Source organism: Kribbella sp. NPDC048837 (assembly GCF_055586945.1).
This window is the reverse complement of the sequence record NZ_JBVJHF010000012.1, coordinates 1-21,256: the sequence shown is the minus strand read 5'-3', so window position 1 is coordinate 21,256 and position 21,256 is coordinate 1. Positions and strand designations below refer to the sequence as shown.

The window sequence follows — 21,256 nt, the reverse complement described above, 5'->3', positions numbered from 1 at the left end:
GCGGGCCCTGGATCCTCGTCTAATCAGGTGACGTCCCGACGGGGGACCCCAGTGGTAAGGACACCTGCGATGAGTCCACGTGCGGTGGAGAAGAGAGCACGGCCCGGCAACGACCATCGGCCGGCACCGTCAGCGAAGCAGCAGGCAACTGTCGCCGAATTCGTGCCAGAGGTAGTGCTCGTCCAGAGCGGCGTCGTAGGCGCGCTGGACCGTGCCGCCTCCGACGACCGACTCCAGAAGGAGTAGATGCGAGGCCTCGGGTGCATGCATCCCGGTCACGAGGCCGTCCACGACACGCACCGGGTGGTCCGGCCCGAGAACGAGGTCGGTCCAGCCGTGCGCCGCGGTCACCGAGCCATCCGGCGTGACAGCTGACTCGATGGCTCGGACCGCGGTGGTGCCGACTGCGATCACCCGACCGCCGTTCGACTTCACCCAGTTCACCAACCGAGCCGTGTGTGCGGGTACGTCGTACCGCTCGGGCAGGGGTGGTTCGTGGCTCTCGAGCGATGACACCCCGCAATGCAAGAGGATCGGCGCGATCAGCACCCCCTGCGACGCCAGGTCGCTCACCAGTTCGAAGCTGAACGGCCGGGCCGCGCTCGGCATCTCCGCACTGCCGGGCTCACGGGCAAAGACCGTCTGGTACGACGCGAGCGGCCACTGCTGCCCGACGTACTTGTAACTGATCGGCCGCCCGTGCCGGTCCAGATAGCCGAGCACATCGGCCACCGGGGGCTTGGCACGCCACAGCCGGTTGGAGCCCGGTTGGTACGGCGACAGCAATGTCAGCACGCCCTCCGGCAGCTCCACCTGGTCGCCCGCCGTACCGCCGAACATCGGGGAGCCGCCGTTGCGCAACTCGATCACCCAGGTGCCGTCATCGAGCGCGGTGGAGAAGTGCACGACCACCGGAGCCACCCCGGCACCGGTGATCCACGAGCCGTCGACCGCCGCGGGCAGCGTGCCGGACGTGTTCACCAGCAGTAGGTCTCCCGGGCGCAGGTGTGCACCGATCCGGTCGAAGCGGGTATGCGTGACGGTCGACCCCTCCGCGACCAGCAGCTTCACCTGATCCCGCGACAGCCCTCGGGCCTCCGGTGGTTCGGTAGCGTTCAGTGAGTCGGGCAGGACGAATCTGGTGTGGGGATGCACCCTCACGACGTCACCGCCGGCGCGAACTCGGCTGCCCGGTAGCGACCACTCGCCGGCCGGCTGTCCAGCAGCTGAAGGAACGCGGGTACGACGGTCGCCGGCTCGGGCCGGTCCGAGATGTCCTCACCGGGGAACGCGGCCTGGTGCATCGCCGTCCGCAGATCACCAGGATCAACGGCGTACACCGCCAGCGTGGGGTGCTCGGCGGCGAGGACTCGGCTCGCGTGATCCAGAGCAGCCTTGGCGGAGCCATAGCCACCCCAGGTCTCGTAGGCCTCGACCGCGGCGTCGGAACTGATGTTGAGCACCACACCGGACGTAGCGGTGAGATTCGGCAGCAACGCTTGGGTCAACGCGATCGGTGCGAGTACGTCGACCTCGTACACGCGACGCAGTTCGTCGAGATCGGCCGCACCCAACGGCTGCAACGGACTCGGCCCGAGGTAGCTCGCGTTGTTCACGAGCAGATCGAGCCGGCCGAGCTCGATCACGGCGTCGGCCAGGTCGGCCCGGTGGTCGGGGTCGGTGATGTCACCCGCGAGCGGGACCACGTCGGTCTTGCTCGCCAGCGCGTCGGCCGCGTCCTTCAAGGCTTCGGCGCCACGGGCGTCGATCACCAGCGCCCAGCCGCGGCCGGCGAGACCGTGGGCCAGCGCGAGCCCGAGGCCGGCGGACGCACCGGTGATCAGAGCGACAGGACGGTCAGAGGGTTCAGGAGTCATGACCGCACTGTCATACTTCAAGTCAACTTGAGGTCAAGAGCCTTCGAGCAAGATCCCCGGGTTGAGGACGGCGTGCGGGTCGAGCACGTGCTTGACCGCCTGCAGGGCCTCGACCGCGAGCGGGCCGATCTCGTCGGCGTAGGCCGCGCGATGGTCGGTGCCGACGCCGTGGTGGTGGGAGATCGTGCCGCCCACTGCCGCGATCGCCCGGCCGGCCGCGGCTTTCGCCGTACGCCACTGCTGGACGGGCTCGGCGGTCTGGGCCGAGATGACGGTGAAGTACAGCGAGGCGCCGGTTTCATAGACGTGCGAGACGTGGCAGAGGACCAGCGGTGGCGTGCCTTGCTCTGTCAGCGACGTCACCAGCGCTTCGGTGACGGCGGTCTTCAACGCCGGGATGCGCGACCAGAAGGCGGCGGTCTCCAGCGTCTCCACGAGAGCGCCCTCGTCCAGCAGGGGATCGCGGAGGTACGGCGCCCGGTAGCGACCGACTCGCCAGGTCTCACCCGGCCCTTCGCCGAGGTTCTGTCCGCCGGCCGCGGTCAGGACCTCGGCCGTCGCGGAGTTGTACGGCCCGTCGAATCCGACGATCGCCAGTACGCCGCCCGTGCCGCCGCCGAGCACATCCGGATCGGCCAGGTTCACCGCCGTCTCGGCCTCGTCGGACAACCGCAGGACGGTCGGCAACGGGCCGTCCTGGGCCAGCCGCCGGATCGCGGTCAGGCCATCCGCGAAGTTCTCGAACCGCCAGCCCTCGAAGTGCCGCTCGGTCGGTCGGGGACGGATGCGTACGACGACCGAGGTGATGATCCCGAACGCGCCCTCCGACCCGAGCACGAGCTGCCGCAGGTCCGGTCCGGCCGCGGACATCGGCGCCCGGCCGAGCTCGATCGTCCCCCGCGGCGTGGCCAGCGTCAGCCCGACCACCATCTGGTCGAAGCGCCCGTACCCGGCCGAGGACTGCCCGCTCGACCGCGCCGCCGCGTACCCACCGATCGAAGCGCCTTCGTAGGACTGGGGGAAATGGCCGAGGGTGTAGCCGTGCTTGGCCAGGAGCGCCTCTGCCGCCGGGCCTCGCACGCCGGCCTGCAGGGTCGCCGTCCGCGACACCTCGTCGAGCTCGACCAGTTGATCCAGCCGGCGCAGGTCGACGGTGATGAACCGGCGGTCGGGAGCGAGCCCGCCGACCACCGACGTACCACCGGAGTAAGGGACGACCGCCAGGTCGTGCTCGGCCGAGCCGGCCAGGAGAGCGAGCACCTCGTCGTGCGTCGCCGGGTAGACGACCGCGTCGGGCATGTCCGAGGTGTCGCCCGCGCGATGACGGAGGAGGTCGGTCGTCGAGTAGCCACGGGTGTGGGCCCATCGGGCATCACGGTCGGTGGCGACGTGGTCGGGCCCGACCACGTCGGCCAGGAAAGCCAGTTGGTCCGCCGTCACCCCGGGTCGCTCGACCGGATCCACGGGACCCGTCGCGGGGCGTCGTACGCCCAGGTGTTTGAGTGCGTCGACCGCGGCGGCGGGGAGGTCGACCGGGTGCGCCGGGTCGCCCCAGCGGCCGGGCGTGAGTTGCACCACCGGAAGGTCCGACTCGGTCATCGTGGGCTGCCTTTCGGTGGTGCGGGGAGGTAGCGTCCGTGGGAGGTGAAACCCCCTGGCTTCCACCTCCCACGGACAGTTCCGGGACGCCACAGTCGCTGATACACTCTGACGTGTGATGTCTCAGCGTAGCAGCGACTCGGCGCAGGAAACAGGGTCCGAGACCAACACCCGGCCGGCCCCGGCCAACGCGATCGGCGAGGAGCGCATCCTCGACGCGGCCTACGAGCTGCTGCTCGCGATCGGGATGCGCCGGATGACGATGGCGGACATCGCCCGGCACGCGGAGGTCTCCCGCGCGACGCTCTACCGGCGCTGGCCGAACGTGCAGGCCGTGGTCGCCGCGCTGATGACCCGGGAGTGGACCACCGCGCTGGTGTCGGCGTTCCAGCCGGACGCCGCGGACGGCCGGTCCCGGCTGGTCGAGGGCGTGGTCGAGGTGGTCGCGAAGACCCGCGTCCACCCGCTGATGCGCAAGATCATCGAGCTCGACCCCGAGTTCCTCACGCCGTATCTGCTGGAGCGCCGCGGCAGCAGCACGGTCGCGCACCTGGCGCTGGTCGAGGAGGGCATCAAGGCCGGCCAGGCCGACGGCTCGATCCGGACCGGCGACCCGGTCTGGCTGGCCCGGCAGATCATCCTGGTCTCGCTCGCGTCGGCGGTGTCCGGTCCGGTGATGGCGTCGCACGACGAGTTCCCGAAGCTCGACGAGGAGCTGCGAGACATGCTCACCAGGTACCTGACGCCATGACCGACCGGCGCGGTGGGACGGGGAAGGAATTCAGGACCGTGGGCAACGCGAGCCTGAACGCGACCCGCCGCGCCCGCGAGCTGGACTGGCTCGGTACGACCGGCGCGGTCGACGTGCTGGTCATCGGCGGCGGGGTCACCGGCGCCGGCGTCGCCCTGGACGCGGCCGCGCGCGGCCTGTCCGTCGCCCTGGTCGAGAAGCACGACCTCGCGTTCGGCACCAGCCGCTGGAGCTCCAAGCTCGTGCACGGCGGCCTGCGCTACCTGGCCTCCGGCCACGTCGGGATCGCGTACGAGAGCGCGGTCGAGCGCGGCATCCTGATGAAGACGACCGCGCCGCACCTCGTGCACCCGATCCCGCAGGTCGCGCCCTGGTTGCCGCAGGCAAAGTTCGCGCAGGCCGCGATGCTGCGGTCGGCCTTCCTCGGCGGCGACATCCTGCGCACGTTCGCGCGGACCAGCGACGACTACCTGCCGCACTCGCGCCGGGTCAGCTCGGCCGAGATCCTCCGCTACGCACCGACGCTGCGGCCCGACGGGCTGCGCGGCGGTTTCCTGACCTGGGACGGGCAGTTGTACGACGACGCCCGGCTGGTCGTCGCGATCGCCCGGACCGCGGCGCAGTACGGCGCACGCGTCCTGACCCGGGTCGCCGCCACCGAGGTCACCGGCCGCGGCGCGGTACTGGTCGACCAGCTCACCGGCGACCGGCTGCCGGTGGACGCGAAGGTGGTGATCAACGCGGCCGGGATCTGGGCCGATCAAGTTGCCGCAGGCATCAAACTCCGGCCGAGCCGGGGCACGCACCTGGTGCTGCCGCAGTCCGTGTTCGGCGGGTTGTCCGCCGTCCTCACGGTGCCGGTGCCGGGTCAGTTGCGCCGGGTGGTGATGGCCATCCCGGCCCCGGACGACCGGGTGTACGTCGGTCTCACCGACGAGGACGCGCCCGGAGCGGTGAGCGACGTACCCGAGGCGACCGAGGCGGAGATCGACTTCCTCCTCGACACGATCAGCTCGGCCGTGCAGGAGCCGTTGACCCGAGCCGACCTGCTCGGGACATACGCCGGGCTGCGGCCGCTGCTGGACACGGGTCATCACAAGGGTGAGGACAAGACCGCGGACATCTCCCGACGGCACGCGGTGATCACCACGGCCGACGGACTGGTGACGATCGTCGGCGGGAAGCTGACCACGTACCGCCGGATGGCGCAGGACGCGCTCGACACCGCGCTCGAGCAGTCGTCGCTCGACGTACGCCGTCCCTGCTCGACGCACCGCATTCCGCTCGTGGGTGCGGCCGACCGGGTCCGGCTCGCGGCGGTGCGGGCGCCGGCCCGATTCGTGCAGCGGTACGGCGTGGAGGCGCCCGACGTGATCGCGGGGCCGCCGTCACTGACCCAGCCGATTGCGCCTGGTCTGCGGACGACGTACGCGGAGCTGCTCTTCGCCGTCCGGCACGAGGGTGCGCTGACGGAGGACGACGTACTGGACCGGCGGACCCGCCTCGGGCTGTCGGCCGTGGACCGGGAGCTCGCGCGGCCCGCGGTCCGGGAGGCGTTCGCCGCGGTGTGATTGCAGGTTTTGACCTGTGGGTAACGGCTTGACCGCTCCTCAGCGTCGGCTAACTTGGCTGCGGGGAGGTGAACAGGTGACGCAGCCGCATCCAGGGCCGTATCAGGGGCCGGCGCCGTACCAGGGGCCGGGACCGTTCCAGGGGCCCGGGCCGTATCAGCCGATGCCGTACCAGCCGGCGCCGATCCCGCCGCGGTACCGGCCGCTGCGGAAGATCGCGCTGGTCAGCATCGTGCTGATGGGGCTGACGGCGGTCACGGCGGTGGTCCAGGCCGCGCTGCTCTGGAGCTCGTACGACGACGTCAAGCGGTTCGTCTACGGGTTGCTGTCCGAGGAGGAGATCGACCGGGGTATCGAGTCGGTCGCCGGCACCGGCCCGCTCCTCAACCTGGTCAGCTACCTGCTGATGGGGACCGCGATCGCCTTCCTGATCTGGCTGTGGCAGGCGCGCGAGAACACCGAGTTCCTGCACTCACCCCTGGCGCCACGACCAGTTCCGCCGCCTGAACCGGGCCGTGCGCTGCACCGGCACGTGCAGGGCTGGGTGGTCGGCTCGTGGTTCTGCCCGATCGTGCAGTTCTGGTACCCACGGCAGGTCGTCGAGGACGTCGTCGCGGCGAGCGAGCCGCCCGATCAGCCGGGGGTGGCCCGGACCGGCCGGATGCGCACCCTGTTGCACGGGTGGTGGGCGACGTGGACCGGATTCTGGGTGATCCTGATCGGCGGGGGCGGCATCGCCTTCCTCGGGTTCATCGTGTGGATCGTCCGCCTGGTCGACGCGGCCGACGCTGCCGACGCGACCGGTGACTACGTCGACATCTACGACCTGCAGGACTTCATGGTCCACGTCGCGCTCGCGGTCAACATCGGCTTCACCGTGGCGACCGTCCTACTCATCGCAGCCGGCGTCGCCGCCTCGCTGATGCTGCTCCAGGTCACCCAATGGCAGCAGGACCGCGTAACCCTTCCGCGCGTCACCGACGACGTGCCGCCACCGGAGCCACCCCAGTACGCCCCGCGCTACAACAACCCCGGCCCAACCTTCCCGTCCTACGGCCCCAGGCCTTAGAAGCGGCACAGTACGACGCTCGCGTCGTCGTAGCGTTTGCCGCGGAAGGTGTTCGGGTGGGCGGCCTCGTCGAGGGCCCAGACTCGGGTGATGAGCTCGGGTAGGCCGTCTGTGGTCAGGATGTCGAGTAGGTCGGCCCAGGTGTGGCCGTAGCGCTCGACGTAGCGGGCGGCGCCGTCGGTCATTGCGGTGATCACGTCGACGTCCGCGCGATCCGTCGTACCGGTCACGGCTTCGTAGGCGGCCTCGGGGTCGGTGCTCGCGACCCAGAAGCCGCCGGGTTGGTTGCGGAACCGGCGGACTGCCTCGAACGTGTACTCGGGCAGGAGGTCGATCCGGTCGTCGCTGTGCACAGTCACGGACCCGCTGGGCGATCGCGCGACGATCGGTGAGTCGGCGAGGACGAGGTGCTCGACGTGGTCCGGGCGGAAGCGGAGCATCGCGACGGTGGATGACGGGCTGTCGGGGTTGGTCACGTCGCAGGTGCCGGCGTGGGTGGCCCGGATTGCGCTGATCGCGTCAGCGAGAAGGTCGGCGAGTGGCGCGGAGGAGTGGGTGAGGAGCGGCGGCGCGAGCTGGGTCGCGAGTTGGCCGACCAGCCAGGCGACCGAGTGGCGGCAGCCGGAGTCCACACCGTTCGGGGCGGTGGCGCCGTCGAGGACGACGACGAAGCCGGGTCCGGTGAGGACGAGATCCTCGTTCACCGCGGGCGGTCGCCGGTCCGGCGCGGGCAGGCTGAGCGAGCGGATCTCCACCCGGCCAGTCTGCTACGTATGGCCTGACCAACTGTCGGCCAGGGACTGCTCGAGGGAGATCTTCGGGGACCAGCCGAGCTGAGCACCGATCAGGTTCACGTCCGCCTGCTGCCAGCTCACCCCCGGATCGCCGTCCTCGACGATCGTCGCCGGCTGGCCGCTCAGCTCGAACAGCTGACCGGCGACATCCCGGGCGAGGGTCGCCCGGCCGGTGCCGACGTTCAGGACCGGCGGCGGCTTCGCGTCCGCGAGGGCCACCGCGACCACCGCCTCGGCGACATCGCGGACGTCGACGAAGTCCCGCCACACGTCCAGCGAGCCGACCTCGATCAGCTGCCGGGAGCGGAGATCGCGGATCACCCGGCCGGTCAGCGTGCTGTCGGGTGCGCCGGGGCCGGTCACGTCGAAGATCCGGAGTACGACGGCGTCCGCGCCGTTCCGCTGGGCCCGCAGGACGAGCTCGGATCCGGCCAGCTTGGTGGTCCCGTACGGGCCGGCCGGGTGGGGTTCGGTCTGCTCGTCCAGGCTGGTGCCGTGCGGACCACCGCCGTACTCGGCCGCGGAGCCGAGCTGGACGAAGCGGGCGTGGCCGGCGTTGTCCCGGGCCGAGGCGAGCAGGGCCTCGACGGCGATCACGTTGGCCCGGACCAGGTCGGCCGGCGCGCCGAGGGTGGCGCCGGCCGCGTTGACGATCACGGTCGGCTTGTACATGCCGATCTGGGTGTCCAGGGCGTAGGAGTGCATCGACGCCAGGTCGCACAGCCGGTACGGCTCGCCCCGGCTCCGGCTCAGCCCGCGGTACTCGATCCCACGGTCGGCGAGCAGCGCGCAGATCCTGGCGCCGAGGAAGCCTCCCGCGCCGAACACCATCACCCGCTCAGTTCCGGTCACCCCTCCATCGTGCGGCCCGTAGTTGTCGGTCCGCCTACCGTTCTCCGTCGTACCGATCACAACTGCTGTACGGCGATCACGGGGATGTCGGCGTGAACTGGCAGGGTAGGCACTCCTGGCACCGATCGAGGGAGCAGTCATGGCCGACCGCGCGCGACCGGGAGCGCCGACCGAGTCGACGATCCGCGACTGGGACGACGCCGACCCGTCCGGGCAGACGTACCGCCGGGTGCAGTTCATCGACTCCGACCTGACCGAGGTGGACAACCGCGGCGGGATCTTCGAGGAGTGCACGTTCCGCGGGGTCCGGTTCAACGCCTCGACCCACACCGACGCCGCGTTCGTGAACTGCACCTTCGTGCGCTGCTCGCTGTTCGACACCACGTTCACCCGGTGCAAGCTGGTCGGCAGCTACTTCGACGACTGCACCTACAACCTGATGAAGGTGTCCGGCGGCGACTGGTCGTTCACTGGCCTGCCGGGCGCGGACCTGAAGGGGACCGAGTTCACCGGGGTGAAGCTGCGCGAGGCGGAACTGACCGGCATCCGGGCGGCGAAGGCGGTGCTGCGGGACCTGGATCTGTCCGGTGCGTCGCTGCAGCGGGCCGATTTCACCGGCGCCGACCTGCGGGGCTCCGACCTGTCGACGCTCGATCCGCTGACCGTCGTCCTGAAGGATGCGCGGATCGACGTCACCCAGGCGATGGTCGTCGCGGCCAGCCTGGGGCTCGACGTCCGGCCCTAGCCTGTGGATATCTCCATGTAGTCGGGCCGTCATCCCCCGTTTTATCCACAGGCTGTGGATAACCATCCGGATAACTCTGCATCCGTTCCGTGATCTCACCGCGCTCGCGCTACCGGGCGCAACCCGTTGGCCGGCTTCGGGGCCGGTTTCAAGACCGGCACAGGCCGCTGGACCAGCCCGCCGCGGCGATGCCGGGCCACCTGCCGGGAGCGTACGACGAGCATCGCGGCGTGCTCGACGACGTACGGGCCGGCGACCAGCCGGCGGCTGCGGGTGATGGTCTGCAGCCCGGCGGCCACTCCCACGCCGCAGAACGCGCCGAGCGAGTTCGCGATCAGGTCGTGCAACTGGCAGGACCGGCCGAGCTGCGGGATCAGCGCCTGGACTGCCTCGACCGCGGCCGACATCCCGATCCCGGCCGCGATGCCGTCGGCCGGCCGACCGCTGGCCAGCGTGAGCATGCCCGCGGCCGGGACGAACAGCAGGACGTTGAGCAGGCCCTGGAGCGAGGTCAGTCCGCCGGTGGTCGTCAGGTGTGTGCCGCATTGGCCGATCTGACCCAGCCGGTGAGCGGTCGGGCTGAGGGTAGCCGCGAGTACGAGTGCGAACGCCGCCGGCAGGCAGGATGCCGCCAGCCGCGGGACCAGGTCGCCGGGCCGGCGCAGCGACGAGATCGCGATCGGCAGGGTCATGCCGGTGAGCACGAGCCAGGTGTCCAGTAGGTGTGGGATGCCGCGATAAGTCTCGAGCACGCGTCCGGACCCTCCCGTGGTCGACCGGCTGACTCGAACTCTTTCGTCGTCGATTGCGCTTCCTCACCAGACGATCTGCCGTCGGCTCCCACCGCCACCAGGCTTGTCCGGACATCTGCACGCACCCGCAAACAGTCCGTGACAATCCGTGCACAAACTGTCACGGAAGGAAGGTGCTCAGGGCAACGATCTTTTGCATGCCTCCACCGATCGGTGGAGTGGCCGATCCACCGGACGAGGACCGGGCAGGGCCGCGCGGGCGATGTGCGGGTGGGGTCGCGATCGCGACAGTGAAGAGGTGTCGAGATCACAGCAAAGGAGTTCCGAGATGTCATCCATGGTCGACGTGCAGCACCCCCGGAGCGTCGGAGCGTTGCGCAGCGTGCAACTGCTGGTCGGTGCCTACCTCGCCCTCAGCGTGCTGACGCTGGTCGCCATCATTGCCCTGCGCAACGATGCGGCGGCGGTCAACGACGCGGTCTGGACCCGCGGCACGATCGTGGTCGCCAGCGCGCTGCTCACGTTCGCGTTCGCCCGCCGGACCGCCCGCGGATCCCGGAGGGGATTCCTCCGGCTGCGGCTGGTGTCGGCGATCATGCTGGTCGCGATCGTCGTGATCATCGCGTTGCCGGGGACCTTCCCGCTCTGGATGAAGTGCGAGCAGGCGATCTGCGGGCTGCTGCTGCTCGGTGTCGCGCTGATCGTGAACGGGCGGCACTTGCGCTCGGTGTTCACTGGGCAATGAGCACGACGGTGATGGGTGAGGAGAGCGGGATGAGCGAGCGGGTCTGGCCGGTGCGGTTGACGGTGGCGCCGTACGTCCTGCTCGCCTTCCTCACCGCGATCACCGCCCTGATCAAGCGGTCCGAGCCCGGGTCGCTCGCGGTCGACCTCGTGCTCTGTGCCGCGACCGCCCTGTGGATGCTCGCGATGTTCACGCTGCGCCCGGCGGCCCGGGAGCGGTTCGGCCCGATGGCGGTCTTCATCACCGGCTTCGTCGTGCTCATGGCCGTGCTGGTGATCCGCGATCCGTGGTTCGGCTTCCTCACCCCGGCCGGGTACTTCTACACCTTCCTCCTGCTGCCCTGGCCCACCCGCCTGGTCGGCGTCGGCGCCGTCGCGGTGGTGGCCGGTACGGCGCAGGCGTACGCGATCCCGAAGGACGACCTGGCAGGCGTGCTCGCGTACGTCGCGGTCCTCGGGGTGAACGTGGCCGGGATGTGCCTGGCCGCGTGGCTCGGCTGGCGCAGTGAGGTGCTCAGCCGGGAACGCCAGGAGGCGGTCGACGCGCTGACCGAGACCAACCGCCGCCTCGAGGCGACCCTGGCCGAGAACGCGACCCTGCACGACCAGCTCGTCATTCAGGCACGGGAGGCCGGCGTCCACGACGAGCGGCACCGGATGGCCCGCGAGATCCATGACACCCTCGCGCAGGGGCTGACGGGGATCGTCACCCAACTCCAGGCGGCCGAGCATTCGACCGACTGGCGCCGGCACGTGACGGCCGCGGTCGGTCTGGCTCGGGAGAGTCTGACGGAGGCACGTCGTTCGGTCCACGCCCTTCGTCCACAGCCCTTGCAGTCGGCGACCTTGAGTGAGGCGATCGACGACGTCGTACGGCGCTGGTCCGCTCTGCACGGGATCGCCGTACAGCTGACGACGACCGGCACGCCGCGGGTGATGACGCCCGAGGCCGAGGCAGCTCTGCTCCGTGCGACTCAGGAGGCACTCGCGAACGTGGCGAAGTACGCGCAGGCGACCCGCGTCGGTGTGACGCTGTCGTACATGGAGAAGGGGGTCGCCTTGGACGTCCGCGACGACGGTGTCGGCTTCGACCCGTCCCGGCAGACCAGCTCGGAGGGCGGCGGGTTCGGCCTGGTCGCGATGCGGCAGCGGATCGAGGGCCTGAACGGAACGCTCGAAATCGAGTCCGAGCCAGGATCGGGTACGGCGATCTCCGCGTCGGTCCCGACCGCCGGGGCGGGGGTGCCGGCATGATCAGGCTGCTGATCGCCGACGACCATCCGGTGGTGCGAGACGGGTTGAGCGGGATGTTCGCGGCCGAGCCCGGGGTCGAGGTGGTCGGCGAGGCGGGTGACGGTGCCGAGGCGATCCGGCTCGCGGAGGCCCTGCGGCCGGACGTGATCCTGATGGATCTGCAGATGCCGGGTGTCGACGGTCTGGCCGCGATCGCCGAGCTCGGGAAGCGCGGTGTCACCGCTCACGTGCTCGTGCTGACCACCTACGACACCGACGGGTACGTCGTACCGGCGATCGAGGCCGGCGCGACCGGCTACCTGCTGAAGGACGCCCCGCGCGACGAGCTGCTCCGAGCGGTCCGAGCCGCGGCGGACGGTCAGTCGGTCCTCGCGCCGTCCGTGGCGAGCGCCCTGATGAATCGCGTCCGTACGCCGCCTGCACCCGAGCTGCTGAGCCCACGCGAACTCGAAGTGCTCCGCCTCGTCGCCGCCGGCAACACCAACCGGGAGGCCGCGGCCCACCTGTTCATCAGCGAGGCGACGATCAAGACCCATCTGATCAACATCTACGCCAAGCTCGAGGTCCCCGATCGCGCGTCCGCCGTCGCCGAGTCCTTCAAGCGCGGCCTGCTCTGAGTGCCACCGCAGCCGCGGCCCGCTCCTCACCATCCGCACGGAGCCCGTCGATCACCCCGTCGACGTCGGCTTCAGGCCTGTTCTGGCTGAGTTTGAACTTCGCCTCGATCCGGTTGATCGCGATCTCGACCCCGACGATCGCCCGCAGTTGCCCGCTGACGAACTTCTCCGGCGCATCGTCCACGGACCACGGCTCCGCCCGGCCCGCCTCGTGGTGATCCGACAACCGCCGAACGACGTCCTCGACCCAGGCCGGGTCGTCGTGGACGGTCATCGTTCCGTAGACGTGCGCGGTGACGTAATTCCAGGTCGGCACCACGCGGCCGTGCTCCCGCTTGGACGCGTACCAGGCCGGCGAGACGTAGGCGTCCGGCCCGCGCATGATCACCAGCGCCTCGCCGATCACGTCGCGGCGCCAGTGGTCGTTGTTCCGCGCGAAGTGCCCGAGCAACACGTTCCTCGACCGGTCGTAGCTGAACGGCAGCATGGTCGCCACCAGCCCGTCCGGCGTCATCGTCACCAGATCGGCGGCGCCGTGGTGGGCGAGCAGGTCCTGAACCGCTTCGTCATCGGCGGCGAAATGCGCGGGCACGTACATCGGTCACATCCTCAACTGTCGCGAACAGCAACAGTCTCCCCGCCGCGCCGGCCGGCCGTCAGGTCCATTCCGCGCAGCATTCAGCAGTCCACTCAGTGCACGACTTCGTGTTCCCACTCGTCGCGGGACTGCGTGTGCAGGCGCCAGTACTGGTCGGCGATGTCGTCCGGGTCCCACTGCGTACCAGGAGCGACAGCGTCGGTCACTGTGACGGAAGCGGCGTGGATGCCGGCAGCGCCGTACTGCTGGTCCAGGAGTGTGACGAGCGTTCGAACGCCGGCCTTGCCGAGGGAGAGGCTGGCGTAGGTGGGCTTCGGCTCGGGCATGCCGCCGGTGATGAGGAACGTGCCGCTGCCGCGCTCGGCCATCGCCGGTACGACGTGGGCCGCGGTGGTGATCGCACCGACCACGTTGACCGCCCACGCGTCCAGCTGCTGCTGAGCGGTCAGGTCGCCGATCGCATCCGGCTGGATGAGCGCCGCGTTGTAGACGACCACCTCGGGTACGCCGTGCTCCTCGATCACCCGGTCGAGCGCGGCCCGCAGCTCCGCCTCGTCGGTGCTGTCGGCGGTGAGCGCGAGGACGCCGGCGCCCGCGAGCGCGTCGGCCGCCGCCTTCACCTTCTGCTCCGAGCGCGCGATCAACCCGGCGCTCATTCCTTCCCGGACGAACCGCTTGGCCACCGCCAGGCCGATCCCTGGTCCGACTCCGACGACTATGACTCCTGACATGCCACGACCGTAAAGCCTGACATCAGTGTCAAGGTCAAGTCAGCGCCGGGGGAGCACGCTTGACGGTGGTCGTGAGTGGGGCCTAGGTCTGCGCGGGCGTGGACTACGGCCGCGGCGTACCGACGCTGACGCGGATCGACGGACGCAGTGGCCGCAGTCTGCTGACGACCGCGCTGTCCGGCGAGATCGTCAGCGAGTAGGAATCCACACCCGCATGGCGTGCGGACCGCGGTTGGACCACGCGTAGTAGGGGATCAGGGTGAGATCAGTGGTCTCCGGCGGCGGAGTGGTCGTGCCGTAGGGGCGGTAGGGGTCAGGCGATTCGGCCACTACCGCCCCGACGGTGTGGAGGACTGTGACGCCGCGGAGCAGGTCGGCGCGGTGTTCGGATGTCAGTGCTGCCGTCGGGTCGAGGCGGAGGTCTTCCAGCACGACGTGGGCGGCCTGGTCCGGTTGCTCGATGGCGTAGACCAGTGGGCCTCGCGCTACCGCGACGCAGCCTCGGGTCGAGTCCATCCGGTCGTTCGAGACCATCAGACGCGGTGACATGGGCAACTGCAGCACGATCTGGTCGCCCGCGTGGAAGACCCGGCGGACCCGCGTGTATTCGCCCGCGGCCACGGGCTTCTCGTCGACCAGAGCTCCCTCGGCCCAGTCCGGGATGCGCAGCGCCAACTCGACCTCACCGGCCGGGGCCTCCAGGACAGTCACCGTGACCCGGCCGTCCCATGGGTACTCGGTCTCGACGTCCACTGCGAACTCACCGGCAGTCAGCGAACTCACGGCGTACTGATGAATCTGCAGCCCGTCCGGGGTCGCAGTGGCCAGGTACGCCGGGAGACTGGCCAGCGTTCGCATCACATTGGGCGGGCAACACGCGCAGTTGAACCACTCCCGCCGCCCGTACGCCGGTGCCCGCTGCACATCACCACGAGCGCCAGTGCGACGGTGCAGCGTGTTCACGTAGAAGTAATCCGCCCCCTCGAGCGACACGGCCGGCAGGATCGCGTTGTAGAGCAGGAGCTCGATCTGATCGGCGTATGTCGACTCACCCGTGGCCAGCAGGAGTCGCCAGGCCCACTGCAGCGCACCGATCGCGGCACAGGTCTCGGCGTACGCACGGTCGGCCGGCAACTCGTAGGCCTCGCCGAACGCCTCACCGTCCCACCGCGACCCCACCGCACCCGTGACGTGCTGCTTCTGGCGGCGCATCGCGTCGTACTGATGCCGTACGGCGGCCAGCAGCTCGGCGTCCCCGGTTTCGATGGCGACATCCGTCGCCCCGGTGGCGAAGTACACCGCCCGTACGGCGTGCCCCTCGAGCGGTTCCGCCGCCCGGACCGACACCAGGTCGGCGTAGTGCGCCGGGTCGCCGTAGTGCGACGGATCGAACCCCGGCTTGGTCGCCCGCCCGTGCCCCCGCGCTTCGACGAAGTACGACGCCAGGTCGAGATAGCGCCGTACGCCGGTGTGCCGGTACAGCTCGACCAGCGCGGACTCGATCACCGGATGGCCTTCGAGCTCGGTCCGTCCAGACGGTCCGAACGTGTCGGCGAGGTGGTCGGCCAGGCGGGTCGCCACGTCGAGCAGTCCCGTCTCGCCGGTCGCCCGTGCGGTTGCCACCGCGGCCTGGAACAGATGGCCGGCGCAGTAGAGCTCGTGGCTCGTCCACAACCGCGCGTACCGCTCCTCGCCACGCACCTGGATGGCGGAGTTGAGGTACCCGTCGTCGACCTGCGCGGCCGTGACGACCAACTGCCCGAGGTGCAGAAGGACTCGACGCTGAACGTCGAGATGGTGCAGAGCTCGGCCGTCTTCACGATGTGGTTCAACTCGTCGACACCCGCATTGAAGGACGCGGCCGTGCGCCGGGCGCTCTGGCAGGCGGTCGACTTCCCGACCATCATCAAGAAGCTCTACCCGCAGACCGGCTCGCTGTCCGACTCGGTCGTGTCGAAGCAGACCCTCGGATACGTCGCGCAGACCCCGGTGAAGTACGACCCGACGGCGGCGAAGGCCGCGCTGACGGCGGCCGGCTTCGACTTCGGGACCAAGCTCCGGCTGCAGTTCGCGAACGCCGAGTTCCAGCAGTTCAACCAGGCGGTCGTCTCCGACCTGCAGAAGATCGGCGTCCAGGTCGACCTGCTGCAGAAGGAGCAGGCAGTGTTCACCAAGGACCTGCTCGCGCTGAACTGGGACATCAACTTCCAGCAACTGTCGAACCCGATGCTCGACGCCGCGAACACCGTCGGCCGGCTCTACCCCTGCGCGGCCAAGCGCAACGGCTACTGCAACCCCGCGCTCGACAAGCTGATCGCCCAGGCCGCGGCGAGCACCGACGAACAGCAGCGGGTGAAGCTGTACGGCGACGCCGAGAAGATCATCTGGGACGACGCGGTCGGCATGTTCCCGATGGCCGTCAAGTACGCCTACGCCTGGAACAAGCGCCTCACCGGCTTCACCCCCGACCCCAACGGCCTCCCCGACTTCTCCAAACTCCAGGTCACCTCTTGAGCGGCGCCGACTTGTCCACAACTGTGCGGGACGCTGTGGCTGACCAGGCTTCAGCGGAGAACCTGCTGGAGGTGTCCGGGCTGGTCGTCGACCTGCCCGGGCGCTCCGGCGCGGTACGGATCGTCGACGGGGTGTCCTTCGACATCCCGGCGGCGACCACGGTCGGGCTGATCGGCGAGTCCGGGTCCGGCAAGACCATGACCGCCAACGCCCTGATCGGTCTGCTCCCCGACGGCGCTTCGGTGGACGGTTCCCTCAGCTGGCGCGGCGAGGAGCTGCTGCAGGCAACATCCGCCCGCCGCCGACAGCTGCGCGGCCACGAGATCGCGATGATCTTCCAGGACCCGCTCGCCGCTCTCAACCCGACCCAGACCATCGGCCGCCAGGTCGGCGAGATCCTCCGCCGCTCCGGCTCGTCCCGCTCCACCGTCCGCGACCGAGTGATCGAACTCCTGGACCGCGCCGGCATCCCAGACCCGGCCACGAAGCTCGGCAGCTTCCCGCACGAGTTCTCCGGCGGCATGCGGCAGCGCGCCATGATCGCGATGGCGCTGGCCGGCAGCCCGTCTCTCCTCCTGGCCGACGAGCCGACCACCGCCCTGGACGTGACAGTCCAAGCCCGCATCCTCCGCCTGCTCCGCTCCATCCAGGAGGACGCCGGCCTGGCGATGCTCCTCGTCAGCCACGACCTCCGCGTCATGGCCCACGTAGCCCACCAGGTCGTCGTCATGTACGCCGGCCGCGTCGCCGAGCGCGGTCCGACCAGTGCAGTACTGCGCCACCCGGCCCACCCGTACACACGGGCGCTGGTCGACAGCGTCCCCGCCGTACGAACGAAAACCGCCCTGGCCCACCCACTCCCGGGCACTCCGGCCACCCCCGCCAACCGCCCGACCGGCTGCGCGTTCCACCCCCGCTGCCCCCTGGCCCGGGACCGCTGCCGCACCGAGCAGGCGGAGATACGGGCTGTGGCACCAGACCGCTGGACGGCGTGCCACTTCGCCGAGGAGGTGCTGGACCGATGACCACGGACGTCGCTGAGCCACCGCGCGATGACACGGCTCTGCTGGAGGTGCGCGACCTCCGCGTCGCCTTCGGCCCGCGCCGCAAGCCGTTCGTCGCAGTCGACGGAGTCACCCTGACCGTGGGCGCCAACGAAACCGTCGGCCTGGTGGGGGAGTCCGGCTCCGGCAAGACCACCGTCGCCCGCTCGATCGTCGGCCTCGTCCGCCCGGCCTCGGGCCAGATCTCCTACAACGGCCACCCGCTACCCCTGGGCACCCGCCGCGGCGGCGAACTCCAGCGCGCCATCCAGATGGTCTTCCAAGACCCCCGCTCGTCCCTCAACCCCCGCATGACCGTCGCCGCGATCATCACCGAAGCCTGGCGCACCCATCCGGTCGCCGCCCCCTCCGGCGACCGCACACCCGCCCTCCACCAACTCCTCGCCGACGTAGGCCTGGACGCCGGCGTGGCCCACCAACGAGCCAGCCAACTCTCCGGCGGCCAATGCCAGCGAGTCAGCCTCGCCCGCGCCCTAGCGGTCAAGCCGAGGCTGCTGGTCTGCGACGAAGCCGTCTCCGCCCTCGACGTCTCCGTCCAGGCTCAGATCCTCCGCCTCCTGGAGGACCTCCGCCAACGCCACAACCTCTCGATCCTCTTCATCTCCCACGACCTGGGCGTAGTCCACCAAATAGCCGACCGCATCGCCGTCATGCGCCGCGGCGTACTAGTAGAAGAAGGCCCAGCCACCGAGGTCCTCGGATCACCTCAGCACGAGTACACCCGCACCCTGCTCGACGCGGCACTGGAGCTCAACTCTTAGTCCACCGTCGTCCCCGCGGGGTACCTCCGGACGCCACGCCGGTGGGGGGTACCGGCTTGGGGATGCCCCGGCTGAGCGGAGCATCCCCCGGACTCGGCCCGGCTCGAACGGGCGGCCACCCTCTCCGTCACGGGCGCTCTCATCCGGAGCCAGAGCGCCTTGGGCGAGGACCACCCGAGTCTAGATGTGACCGCACCTGCGCGACCGGCAATTCCTGCTAGCCCGCACGCAGGTCAGCAGCGTGCTCGTAGTCGCGGTGCCAATCGCCCGTCGGCGGCAGGATCACCCGCTCGGCACCGGCCTCCTCATAGGCGGCGAGCTGCCCGGCCGGATCGCCACTCAGGTCCGGTGCGACAACTGTTGCCTTGAGAGCGGGCCGGTTGTGCTCCGCGGCGAGCTCGTTGATCCGGTCCAGGTTCGCCCGGACCTCGGCCGGCGTCATCGCGACCGTCGCCCACCCATCGCCGTACGTCGCCGCCCGCCGGTGCGCCCGTACACCGTTGCCCGCGACAACAATCGGCGGGACCACCGAGCCGGGGGAGAGCGTCGCCTCGAGCCCATCCGCGAGTACGACCGGCTTCCCGGCGATCAACTCCGGCAGCACCGCGAGCGCCTCATCCGTCAACCGCCCGCGCGCCGCGAACTCCACGCCAGCCGCACGCCACCCGACATCACCATGCGCCGGATTCCCCGTGCCGACTCCGAGCACGAGCCGATTGTTCGAAACCAGCTGCAGCGTGCTCACCTGTTTCGCCGCCCATGCCACCGGCCGCAACGCCAGCAACATCACGTTGAACCCCACCGTGATCCGCTCGGTCACCGCCGCCGCGGTAGCCAGCACCACCGAGCTGTCCAGCATCGGCGCACTGGCGATCAGATGATCCGTGGACCACACCGAGTCCAGCCCCACCTCCTCGGCGAACCGAGCACTCTCCCGCACATCCCCCAGCATCGCCCGCCCCGCCTCCGGCGACGACGTCGGCAGAATCACCCCGATCTCGAGTCCCATACTCCCGGCAACCCACCCCTCGGCGACCCTATTCCGCACGTCGCCGAACTGTCCCCGCCGTAGTCCAGGATGGAACGTGAGGTGATGAGATGACCATTCCACCGCAAGTACGCGTGGGCGCGTTGACGATCACGGCAGCCCGGCCCCGCGAGCTCGCACGCTTCTACGCCACCCTCCTCGGCTGGACGTACATCCGCGAAGAACCGGCCCGCCCAGGAGAGCCGCCGTACGCCGGCTACGCCCTGATCTGCCCGCCGGACGGCACCGTGGCCCCGGCGCTCAACTTCGACTACGACCCCAACTACCGCCGCCCGATCTGGCCCACCGTCCCCGGCGAGCAGTCACCCACCATCCACCTCGACCTGGGCGTGGACGACCTCGACACCGCAGTCTCTTGGGCAATCGGCTGCGGCGCGAGCGTCGCCACCCTCCAGGCCCGCCCATCAGAACACCGCGTCATGATCGACCCCGAAGGCCACCCCTTCTGTCTGTGCTTGTCCTGACCACCTGATTCAACACATCCGCCTGCTAGAGGTTGCCGCCGGCAACGGCTCGCCGCTCGTCCAGGTAGGCGAGGGCCCGAGCGAGCGATTGCTCGGCGTTCTCGCGGGTGTCGAGCTGCAGCCAGGGACTCGCCGGGTACTTGGACGGCGAGACCGATGCATCGCCGGACTGCAACGCTTGGACAGCGCTGTTCGTGGCCGGAGCTTCAGGCGAAGCGACTTGGACGTCCACGATCTGACTCGGCATCCGTGGTCGCGACCGAAGCCGGCGCCCGAGCTCTTCGAGATCGGGCAGGACGCACTCGATGAAGCAGTAGGTCGCCGACTGCCGCGCGGCGACGGCCGTGGTCTCGTTCACGATCCATTCGAACCGGCACGGGCTGTCGAGAACGACACTGAACCCCTGCTCGAGCAGCGCCTCCGCCATCGCCCACCCGCCGCGGTAGCCCACCTTCCCGACGAGATCCCACTCGATCCCGACGTCGAGCGCGGTGGACTTGAGCACGTCCAGGTCGAGGACGACCGCTCCGGTCCGACGCCCGATCTCCGCCGCGACCGTACTCTTGCCGGCCCCGGGCCGCCCCGCCATCTGCAGCAGAAAAACCCCACCCGCCGACCCCAGCCCTCCGACCTCACTCATGCCCCCATCCTCCGGCCACCGCGGGTCACCCCAGAAGTCCTCCGCCGGTCTGTAGGGTCCGCTCGAGGGCGTGCAAAATGTCCTGCACAGCAGCCGGGCAACGATGCTCGCCAAGCTGCACGGCCTGTCGGAGTACGACCGCCGCCCCCAGCCACACCAACCGGCACGAACCTCCTCGGCCTGGTCAAGCACGCACTGAACCCCGTCATGGTTCCGAGACGACCCATACGCCGAGATCGACAGGTGGGCCACCCCCGACGAATCGAGTGCCTACCACCGCCGAACTCAACCTCGACACCCCAGGCCACGTAGCCCATTGGCCCGACGCCCGGCGTCGATTTCCGCCTCCGGGAGGACCCAGATCCACGACTGAGTGAGGCCCGCCGCGGATCCACCAAGCAGCTGTGTGGGGAAACAAGGATCTCACCGACCACGGCATCGCGCTCGGGATCTGCCGGGCGTGGTCAACCGTCGAATCAGGCGTGAGCTGGATCAGCTCACGATCCACGGCGCGCGGGACCACGGTGCGGTCGCCGCGCGGTAGCGCGCAACGCGGGCGAAGCCCCGCCAGTTCGCGCGGCAGCGCGTACGCGGGCGGCAGCCCGCCAACCCCTGCGGCAGCGCGGAGATCGCGCGATAGCGCGCAGACCGCGCGACAGCGCCAGGAGCGCGCGGAGCACGCACCGTTTCGGGTGGGCGGGAGCGGCGCGTAGCACGCGACGGAGACATCCCAGGGGGTTGGGGTGTCAAGCGGCGGTGGTTTGTGGGTGTTGGGGCCAGGCGGTGGTTTCGTTGTAGGGGGTGTGGGTTT

The 21,256-nt window shown here is 69.9% G+C and carries 22 protein-coding genes; 11 read left to right on the top strand and 11 right to left on the bottom strand.

Annotation, left to right across the window (positions count from 1 at the left end):
* Nucleotides 1-129: 129 nt before the first annotated feature.
* From ACZ6O0_RS40240 to ACZ6O0_RS40230, 3 genes are read right to left on the bottom strand one after another with little or no spacing between them, the layout of a single operon-like run.
* Nucleotides 130-1,161 carry an S-adenosylmethionine:tRNA ribosyltransferase-isomerase gene (locus tag ACZ6O0_RS40240; RefSeq protein ID WP_465770343.1) on the bottom strand — a complete coding sequence of 344 codons (1,032 nt, stop codon included), beginning with the start codon at nucleotides 1,159-1,161 and terminating at the stop codon, nucleotides 130-132.
* Nucleotides 1,158-1,877 (bottom strand): SDR family NAD(P)-dependent oxidoreductase, encoded by a 720-nt coding sequence (locus tag ACZ6O0_RS40235; protein WP_465770342.1) that lies wholly within the window; start codon nucleotides 1,875-1,877, stop codon nucleotides 1,158-1,160. Before ACZ6O0_RS40235 ends, ACZ6O0_RS40240 begins: the two co-directional genes overlap by 4 nt.
* 33 nt (nucleotides 1,878-1,910) lie before the next feature.
* Nucleotides 1,911-3,476 carry an FAD-binding oxidoreductase gene (locus ACZ6O0_RS40230; RefSeq protein ID WP_465770341.1) on the bottom strand — a complete coding sequence of 522 codons (1,566 nt, stop codon included), beginning with the start codon at nucleotides 3,474-3,476 and terminating at the stop codon, nucleotides 1,911-1,913.
* Between the two features lie 118 nt (nucleotides 3,477-3,594).
* Between ACZ6O0_RS40230 and ACZ6O0_RS40225 the strand changes: the two genes are divergently transcribed.
* From ACZ6O0_RS40225 to ACZ6O0_RS40215, 3 genes are all read left to right on the top strand, one after another.
* Nucleotides 3,595-4,227: a TetR/AcrR family transcriptional regulator gene (locus ACZ6O0_RS40225; protein ID WP_465770340.1), complete on the top strand. Its 633-nt coding sequence runs from the start codon at nucleotides 3,595-3,597 to the stop codon at nucleotides 4,225-4,227.
* A 38-nt stretch (nucleotides 4,228-4,265) separates the two neighbouring features.
* The gene (locus ACZ6O0_RS40220; RefSeq protein WP_465770339.1) at nucleotides 4,266-5,798 is read left to right on the top strand and encodes a glycerol-3-phosphate dehydrogenase/oxidase; all 1,533 of its coding nucleotides are present in this window, start codon (nucleotides 4,266-4,268) and stop codon (nucleotides 5,796-5,798) included.
* A 76-nt stretch (nucleotides 5,799-5,874) separates the two neighbouring features.
* On the top strand, nucleotides 5,875-6,867 hold the full coding sequence (locus ACZ6O0_RS40215; protein WP_465770338.1) for a DUF4328 domain-containing protein: 993 nt from the start codon (nucleotides 5,875-5,877) through the stop codon (nucleotides 6,865-6,867).
* On the opposite strand, the gene ACZ6O0_RS40210 is transcribed toward ACZ6O0_RS40215, so the two are convergent.
* Nucleotides 6,864-7,622 carry a protein phosphatase 2C domain-containing protein gene (locus tag ACZ6O0_RS40210; RefSeq protein WP_465770337.1) on the bottom strand — a complete coding sequence of 253 codons (759 nt, stop codon included), beginning with the start codon at nucleotides 7,620-7,622 and terminating at the stop codon, nucleotides 6,864-6,866. The genes ACZ6O0_RS40215 and ACZ6O0_RS40210 overlap by 4 nt on opposite strands.
* Before the next feature lie 12 nt (nucleotides 7,623-7,634).
* Nucleotides 7,635-8,513 carry an NAD-dependent epimerase/dehydratase family protein gene (locus ACZ6O0_RS40205; RefSeq protein WP_465770336.1) on the bottom strand — a complete coding sequence of 293 codons (879 nt, stop codon included), beginning with the start codon at nucleotides 8,511-8,513 and terminating at the stop codon, nucleotides 7,635-7,637.
* Between the two features lie 139 nt (nucleotides 8,514-8,652).
* Between ACZ6O0_RS40205 and ACZ6O0_RS40200 the strand changes: the two genes are divergently transcribed.
* Nucleotides 8,653-9,258, top strand: coding sequence for a pentapeptide repeat-containing protein (locus ACZ6O0_RS40200; RefSeq protein WP_465770335.1), 606 nt, complete (start codon nucleotides 8,653-8,655; stop codon nucleotides 9,256-9,258).
* 95 nt (nucleotides 9,259-9,353) lie between these two features.
* Here the strand turns inward: ACZ6O0_RS40200 and ACZ6O0_RS40195 are convergent, their stop codons facing one another.
* On the bottom strand, nucleotides 9,354-10,010 hold the full coding sequence (locus tag ACZ6O0_RS40195; protein ID WP_465770334.1) for a VanZ family protein: 657 nt from the start codon (nucleotides 10,008-10,010) through the stop codon (nucleotides 9,354-9,356).
* A gap of 328 nt (nucleotides 10,011-10,338) precedes the next feature.
* Here ACZ6O0_RS40195 and ACZ6O0_RS40190 point away from each other — a divergent pair, with 328 nt between their 5' ends.
* From ACZ6O0_RS40190 to ACZ6O0_RS40180, 3 genes are read left to right on the top strand one after another with little or no spacing between them, the layout of a single operon-like run.
* Nucleotides 10,339-10,755, top strand: coding sequence for a hypothetical protein (locus ACZ6O0_RS40190; RefSeq protein ID WP_465770333.1), 417 nt, complete (start codon nucleotides 10,339-10,341; stop codon nucleotides 10,753-10,755).
* Nucleotides 10,752-12,008 carry a sensor histidine kinase gene (locus ACZ6O0_RS40185; RefSeq protein WP_465770332.1) on the top strand — a complete coding sequence of 419 codons (1,257 nt, stop codon included), beginning with the start codon at nucleotides 10,752-10,754 and terminating at the stop codon, nucleotides 12,006-12,008. Before ACZ6O0_RS40190 ends, ACZ6O0_RS40185 begins: the two co-directional genes overlap by 4 nt.
* Nucleotides 12,005-12,625, top strand: a complete 621-nt coding sequence (locus ACZ6O0_RS40180; RefSeq protein ID WP_465770331.1) for a response regulator — start codon at nucleotides 12,005-12,007, stop codon at nucleotides 12,623-12,625. Before ACZ6O0_RS40185 ends, ACZ6O0_RS40180 begins: the two co-directional genes overlap by 4 nt.
* Here ACZ6O0_RS40180 and ACZ6O0_RS40175 read toward each other — a convergent pair.
* The 3 genes from ACZ6O0_RS40175 to ACZ6O0_RS40165 all read right to left on the bottom strand — a co-directional run bounded on the left by ACZ6O0_RS40175 (nucleotide 12,606) and on the right by ACZ6O0_RS40165 (nucleotide 15,709).
* Nucleotides 12,606-13,223 carry an FMN-binding negative transcriptional regulator gene (locus tag ACZ6O0_RS40175; RefSeq protein WP_465770330.1) on the bottom strand — a complete coding sequence of 206 codons (618 nt, stop codon included), beginning with the start codon at nucleotides 13,221-13,223 and terminating at the stop codon, nucleotides 12,606-12,608. The genes ACZ6O0_RS40180 and ACZ6O0_RS40175 overlap by 20 nt on opposite strands.
* 92 nt (nucleotides 13,224-13,315) lie before the next feature.
* Nucleotides 13,316-13,954 (bottom strand): SDR family NAD(P)-dependent oxidoreductase, encoded by a 639-nt coding sequence (locus ACZ6O0_RS40170; protein ID WP_465770329.1) that lies wholly within the window; start codon nucleotides 13,952-13,954, stop codon nucleotides 13,316-13,318.
* A 189-nt stretch (nucleotides 13,955-14,143) separates the two neighbouring features.
* On the bottom strand, nucleotides 14,144-15,709 hold the full coding sequence (locus ACZ6O0_RS40165) for a glycoside hydrolase family 127 protein (RefSeq protein WP_465770328.1): 1,566 nt from the start codon (nucleotides 15,707-15,709) through the stop codon (nucleotides 14,144-14,146).
* 9 nt (nucleotides 15,710-15,718) lie between these two features.
* On the opposite strand from ACZ6O0_RS40165, the gene ACZ6O0_RS40160 reads away from it, so the two are divergent.
* Genes ACZ6O0_RS40160 through ACZ6O0_RS40150 form a run of 3 tightly spaced genes read left to right on the top strand, consistent with a single transcriptional unit; the run spans nucleotide 15,719 to nucleotide 18,293 of the window.
* Nucleotides 15,719-16,468, top strand: coding sequence for an ABC transporter substrate-binding protein (locus ACZ6O0_RS40160; RefSeq protein WP_465770327.1), 750 nt, complete (start codon nucleotides 15,719-15,721; stop codon nucleotides 16,466-16,468).
* A 35-nt stretch (nucleotides 16,469-16,503) separates the two neighbouring features.
* Nucleotides 16,504-17,493, top strand: a complete 990-nt coding sequence (locus tag ACZ6O0_RS40155) for an ABC transporter ATP-binding protein (RefSeq protein ID WP_465770326.1) — start codon at nucleotides 16,504-16,506, stop codon at nucleotides 17,491-17,493.
* A complete protein-coding gene (locus tag ACZ6O0_RS40150; protein ID WP_465770325.1) occupies nucleotides 17,490-18,293 on the top strand; it encodes an ABC transporter ATP-binding protein in 804 nt (267 codons plus the stop codon). The genes ACZ6O0_RS40155 and ACZ6O0_RS40150 overlap by 4 nt, the downstream gene beginning before the upstream one ends.
* Nucleotides 18,294-18,510: 217 nt before the next feature.
* Here ACZ6O0_RS40150 and ACZ6O0_RS40145 read toward each other — a convergent pair whose 3' ends face one another.
* Nucleotides 18,511-19,302, bottom strand: a complete 792-nt coding sequence (locus ACZ6O0_RS40145; RefSeq protein WP_465770324.1) for an LLM class flavin-dependent oxidoreductase — start codon at nucleotides 19,300-19,302, stop codon at nucleotides 18,511-18,513.
* Nucleotides 19,303-19,391: 89 nt separating this feature from the next.
* Between ACZ6O0_RS40145 and ACZ6O0_RS40140 the strand changes: the two genes are divergently transcribed.
* The gene (locus ACZ6O0_RS40140; protein ID WP_465770323.1) at nucleotides 19,392-19,805 is read left to right on the top strand and encodes a VOC family protein; all 414 of its coding nucleotides are present in this window, start codon (nucleotides 19,392-19,394) and stop codon (nucleotides 19,803-19,805) included.
* 25 nt (nucleotides 19,806-19,830) lie between these two features.
* On the opposite strand, the gene ACZ6O0_RS40135 is transcribed toward ACZ6O0_RS40140, so the two are convergent.
* Entirely contained in the window at nucleotides 19,831-20,445 is a 615-nt protein-coding gene (locus ACZ6O0_RS40135) for a P-loop nucleotide/nucleoside kinase family protein (protein ID WP_465770322.1), read from the bottom strand.
* Between the last annotated feature and the right edge of the window lie 811 nt (nucleotides 20,446-21,256).

Excerpts from the sequence above, each read along its gene's own strand:
- ACZ6O0_RS40235 (WP_465770342.1), bottom strand. The coding sequence starts at position 1,877 with ATGACTCCTGAACCCTCTGACCGTCCTGTCGCTCTGATCACCGGTGCG.
- ACZ6O0_RS40230 (WP_465770341.1), bottom strand. The coding sequence starts at position 3,476 with ATGACCGAGTCGGACCTTCCGGTGGTGCAACTCACGCCCGGCCGCTGG.
- ACZ6O0_RS40225 (WP_465770340.1), top strand. The coding sequence starts at position 3,595 with ATGTCTCAGCGTAGCAGCGACTCGGCGCAGGAAACAGGGTCCGAGACC.
- ACZ6O0_RS40200 (WP_465770335.1), top strand. The coding sequence starts at position 8,653 with ATGGCCGACCGCGCGCGACCGGGAGCGCCGACCGAGTCGACGATCCGC.
- ACZ6O0_RS40190 (WP_465770333.1), top strand. The coding sequence starts at position 10,339 with ATGTCATCCATGGTCGACGTGCAGCACCCCCGGAGCGTCGGAGCGTTG.
- ACZ6O0_RS40185 (WP_465770332.1), top strand. The coding sequence starts at position 10,752 with ATGAGCACGACGGTGATGGGTGAGGAGAGCGGGATGAGCGAGCGGGTC.
- ACZ6O0_RS40180 (WP_465770331.1), top strand. The coding sequence starts at position 12,005 with ATGATCAGGCTGCTGATCGCCGACGACCATCCGGTGGTGCGAGACGGG.
- ACZ6O0_RS40175 (WP_465770330.1), bottom strand. The coding sequence starts at position 13,223 with ATGTACGTGCCCGCGCATTTCGCCGCCGATGACGAAGCGGTTCAGGAC.
- ACZ6O0_RS40170 (WP_465770329.1), bottom strand. The coding sequence starts at position 13,954 with ATGTCAGGAGTCATAGTCGTCGGAGTCGGACCAGGGATCGGCCTGGCG.
- ACZ6O0_RS40150 (WP_465770325.1), top strand. The coding sequence starts at position 17,490 with ATGACCACGGACGTCGCTGAGCCACCGCGCGATGACACGGCTCTGCTG.
- ACZ6O0_RS40145 (WP_465770324.1), bottom strand. The coding sequence starts at position 19,302 with ATGGGACTCGAGATCGGGGTGATTCTGCCGACGTCGTCGCCGGAGGCG.
- ACZ6O0_RS40140 (WP_465770323.1), top strand. The coding sequence starts at position 19,392 with ATGACCATTCCACCGCAAGTACGCGTGGGCGCGTTGACGATCACGGCA.
- ACZ6O0_RS40135 (WP_465770322.1), bottom strand. The coding sequence starts at position 20,445 with ATGAGTGAGGTCGGAGGGCTGGGGTCGGCGGGTGGGGTTTTTCTGCTG.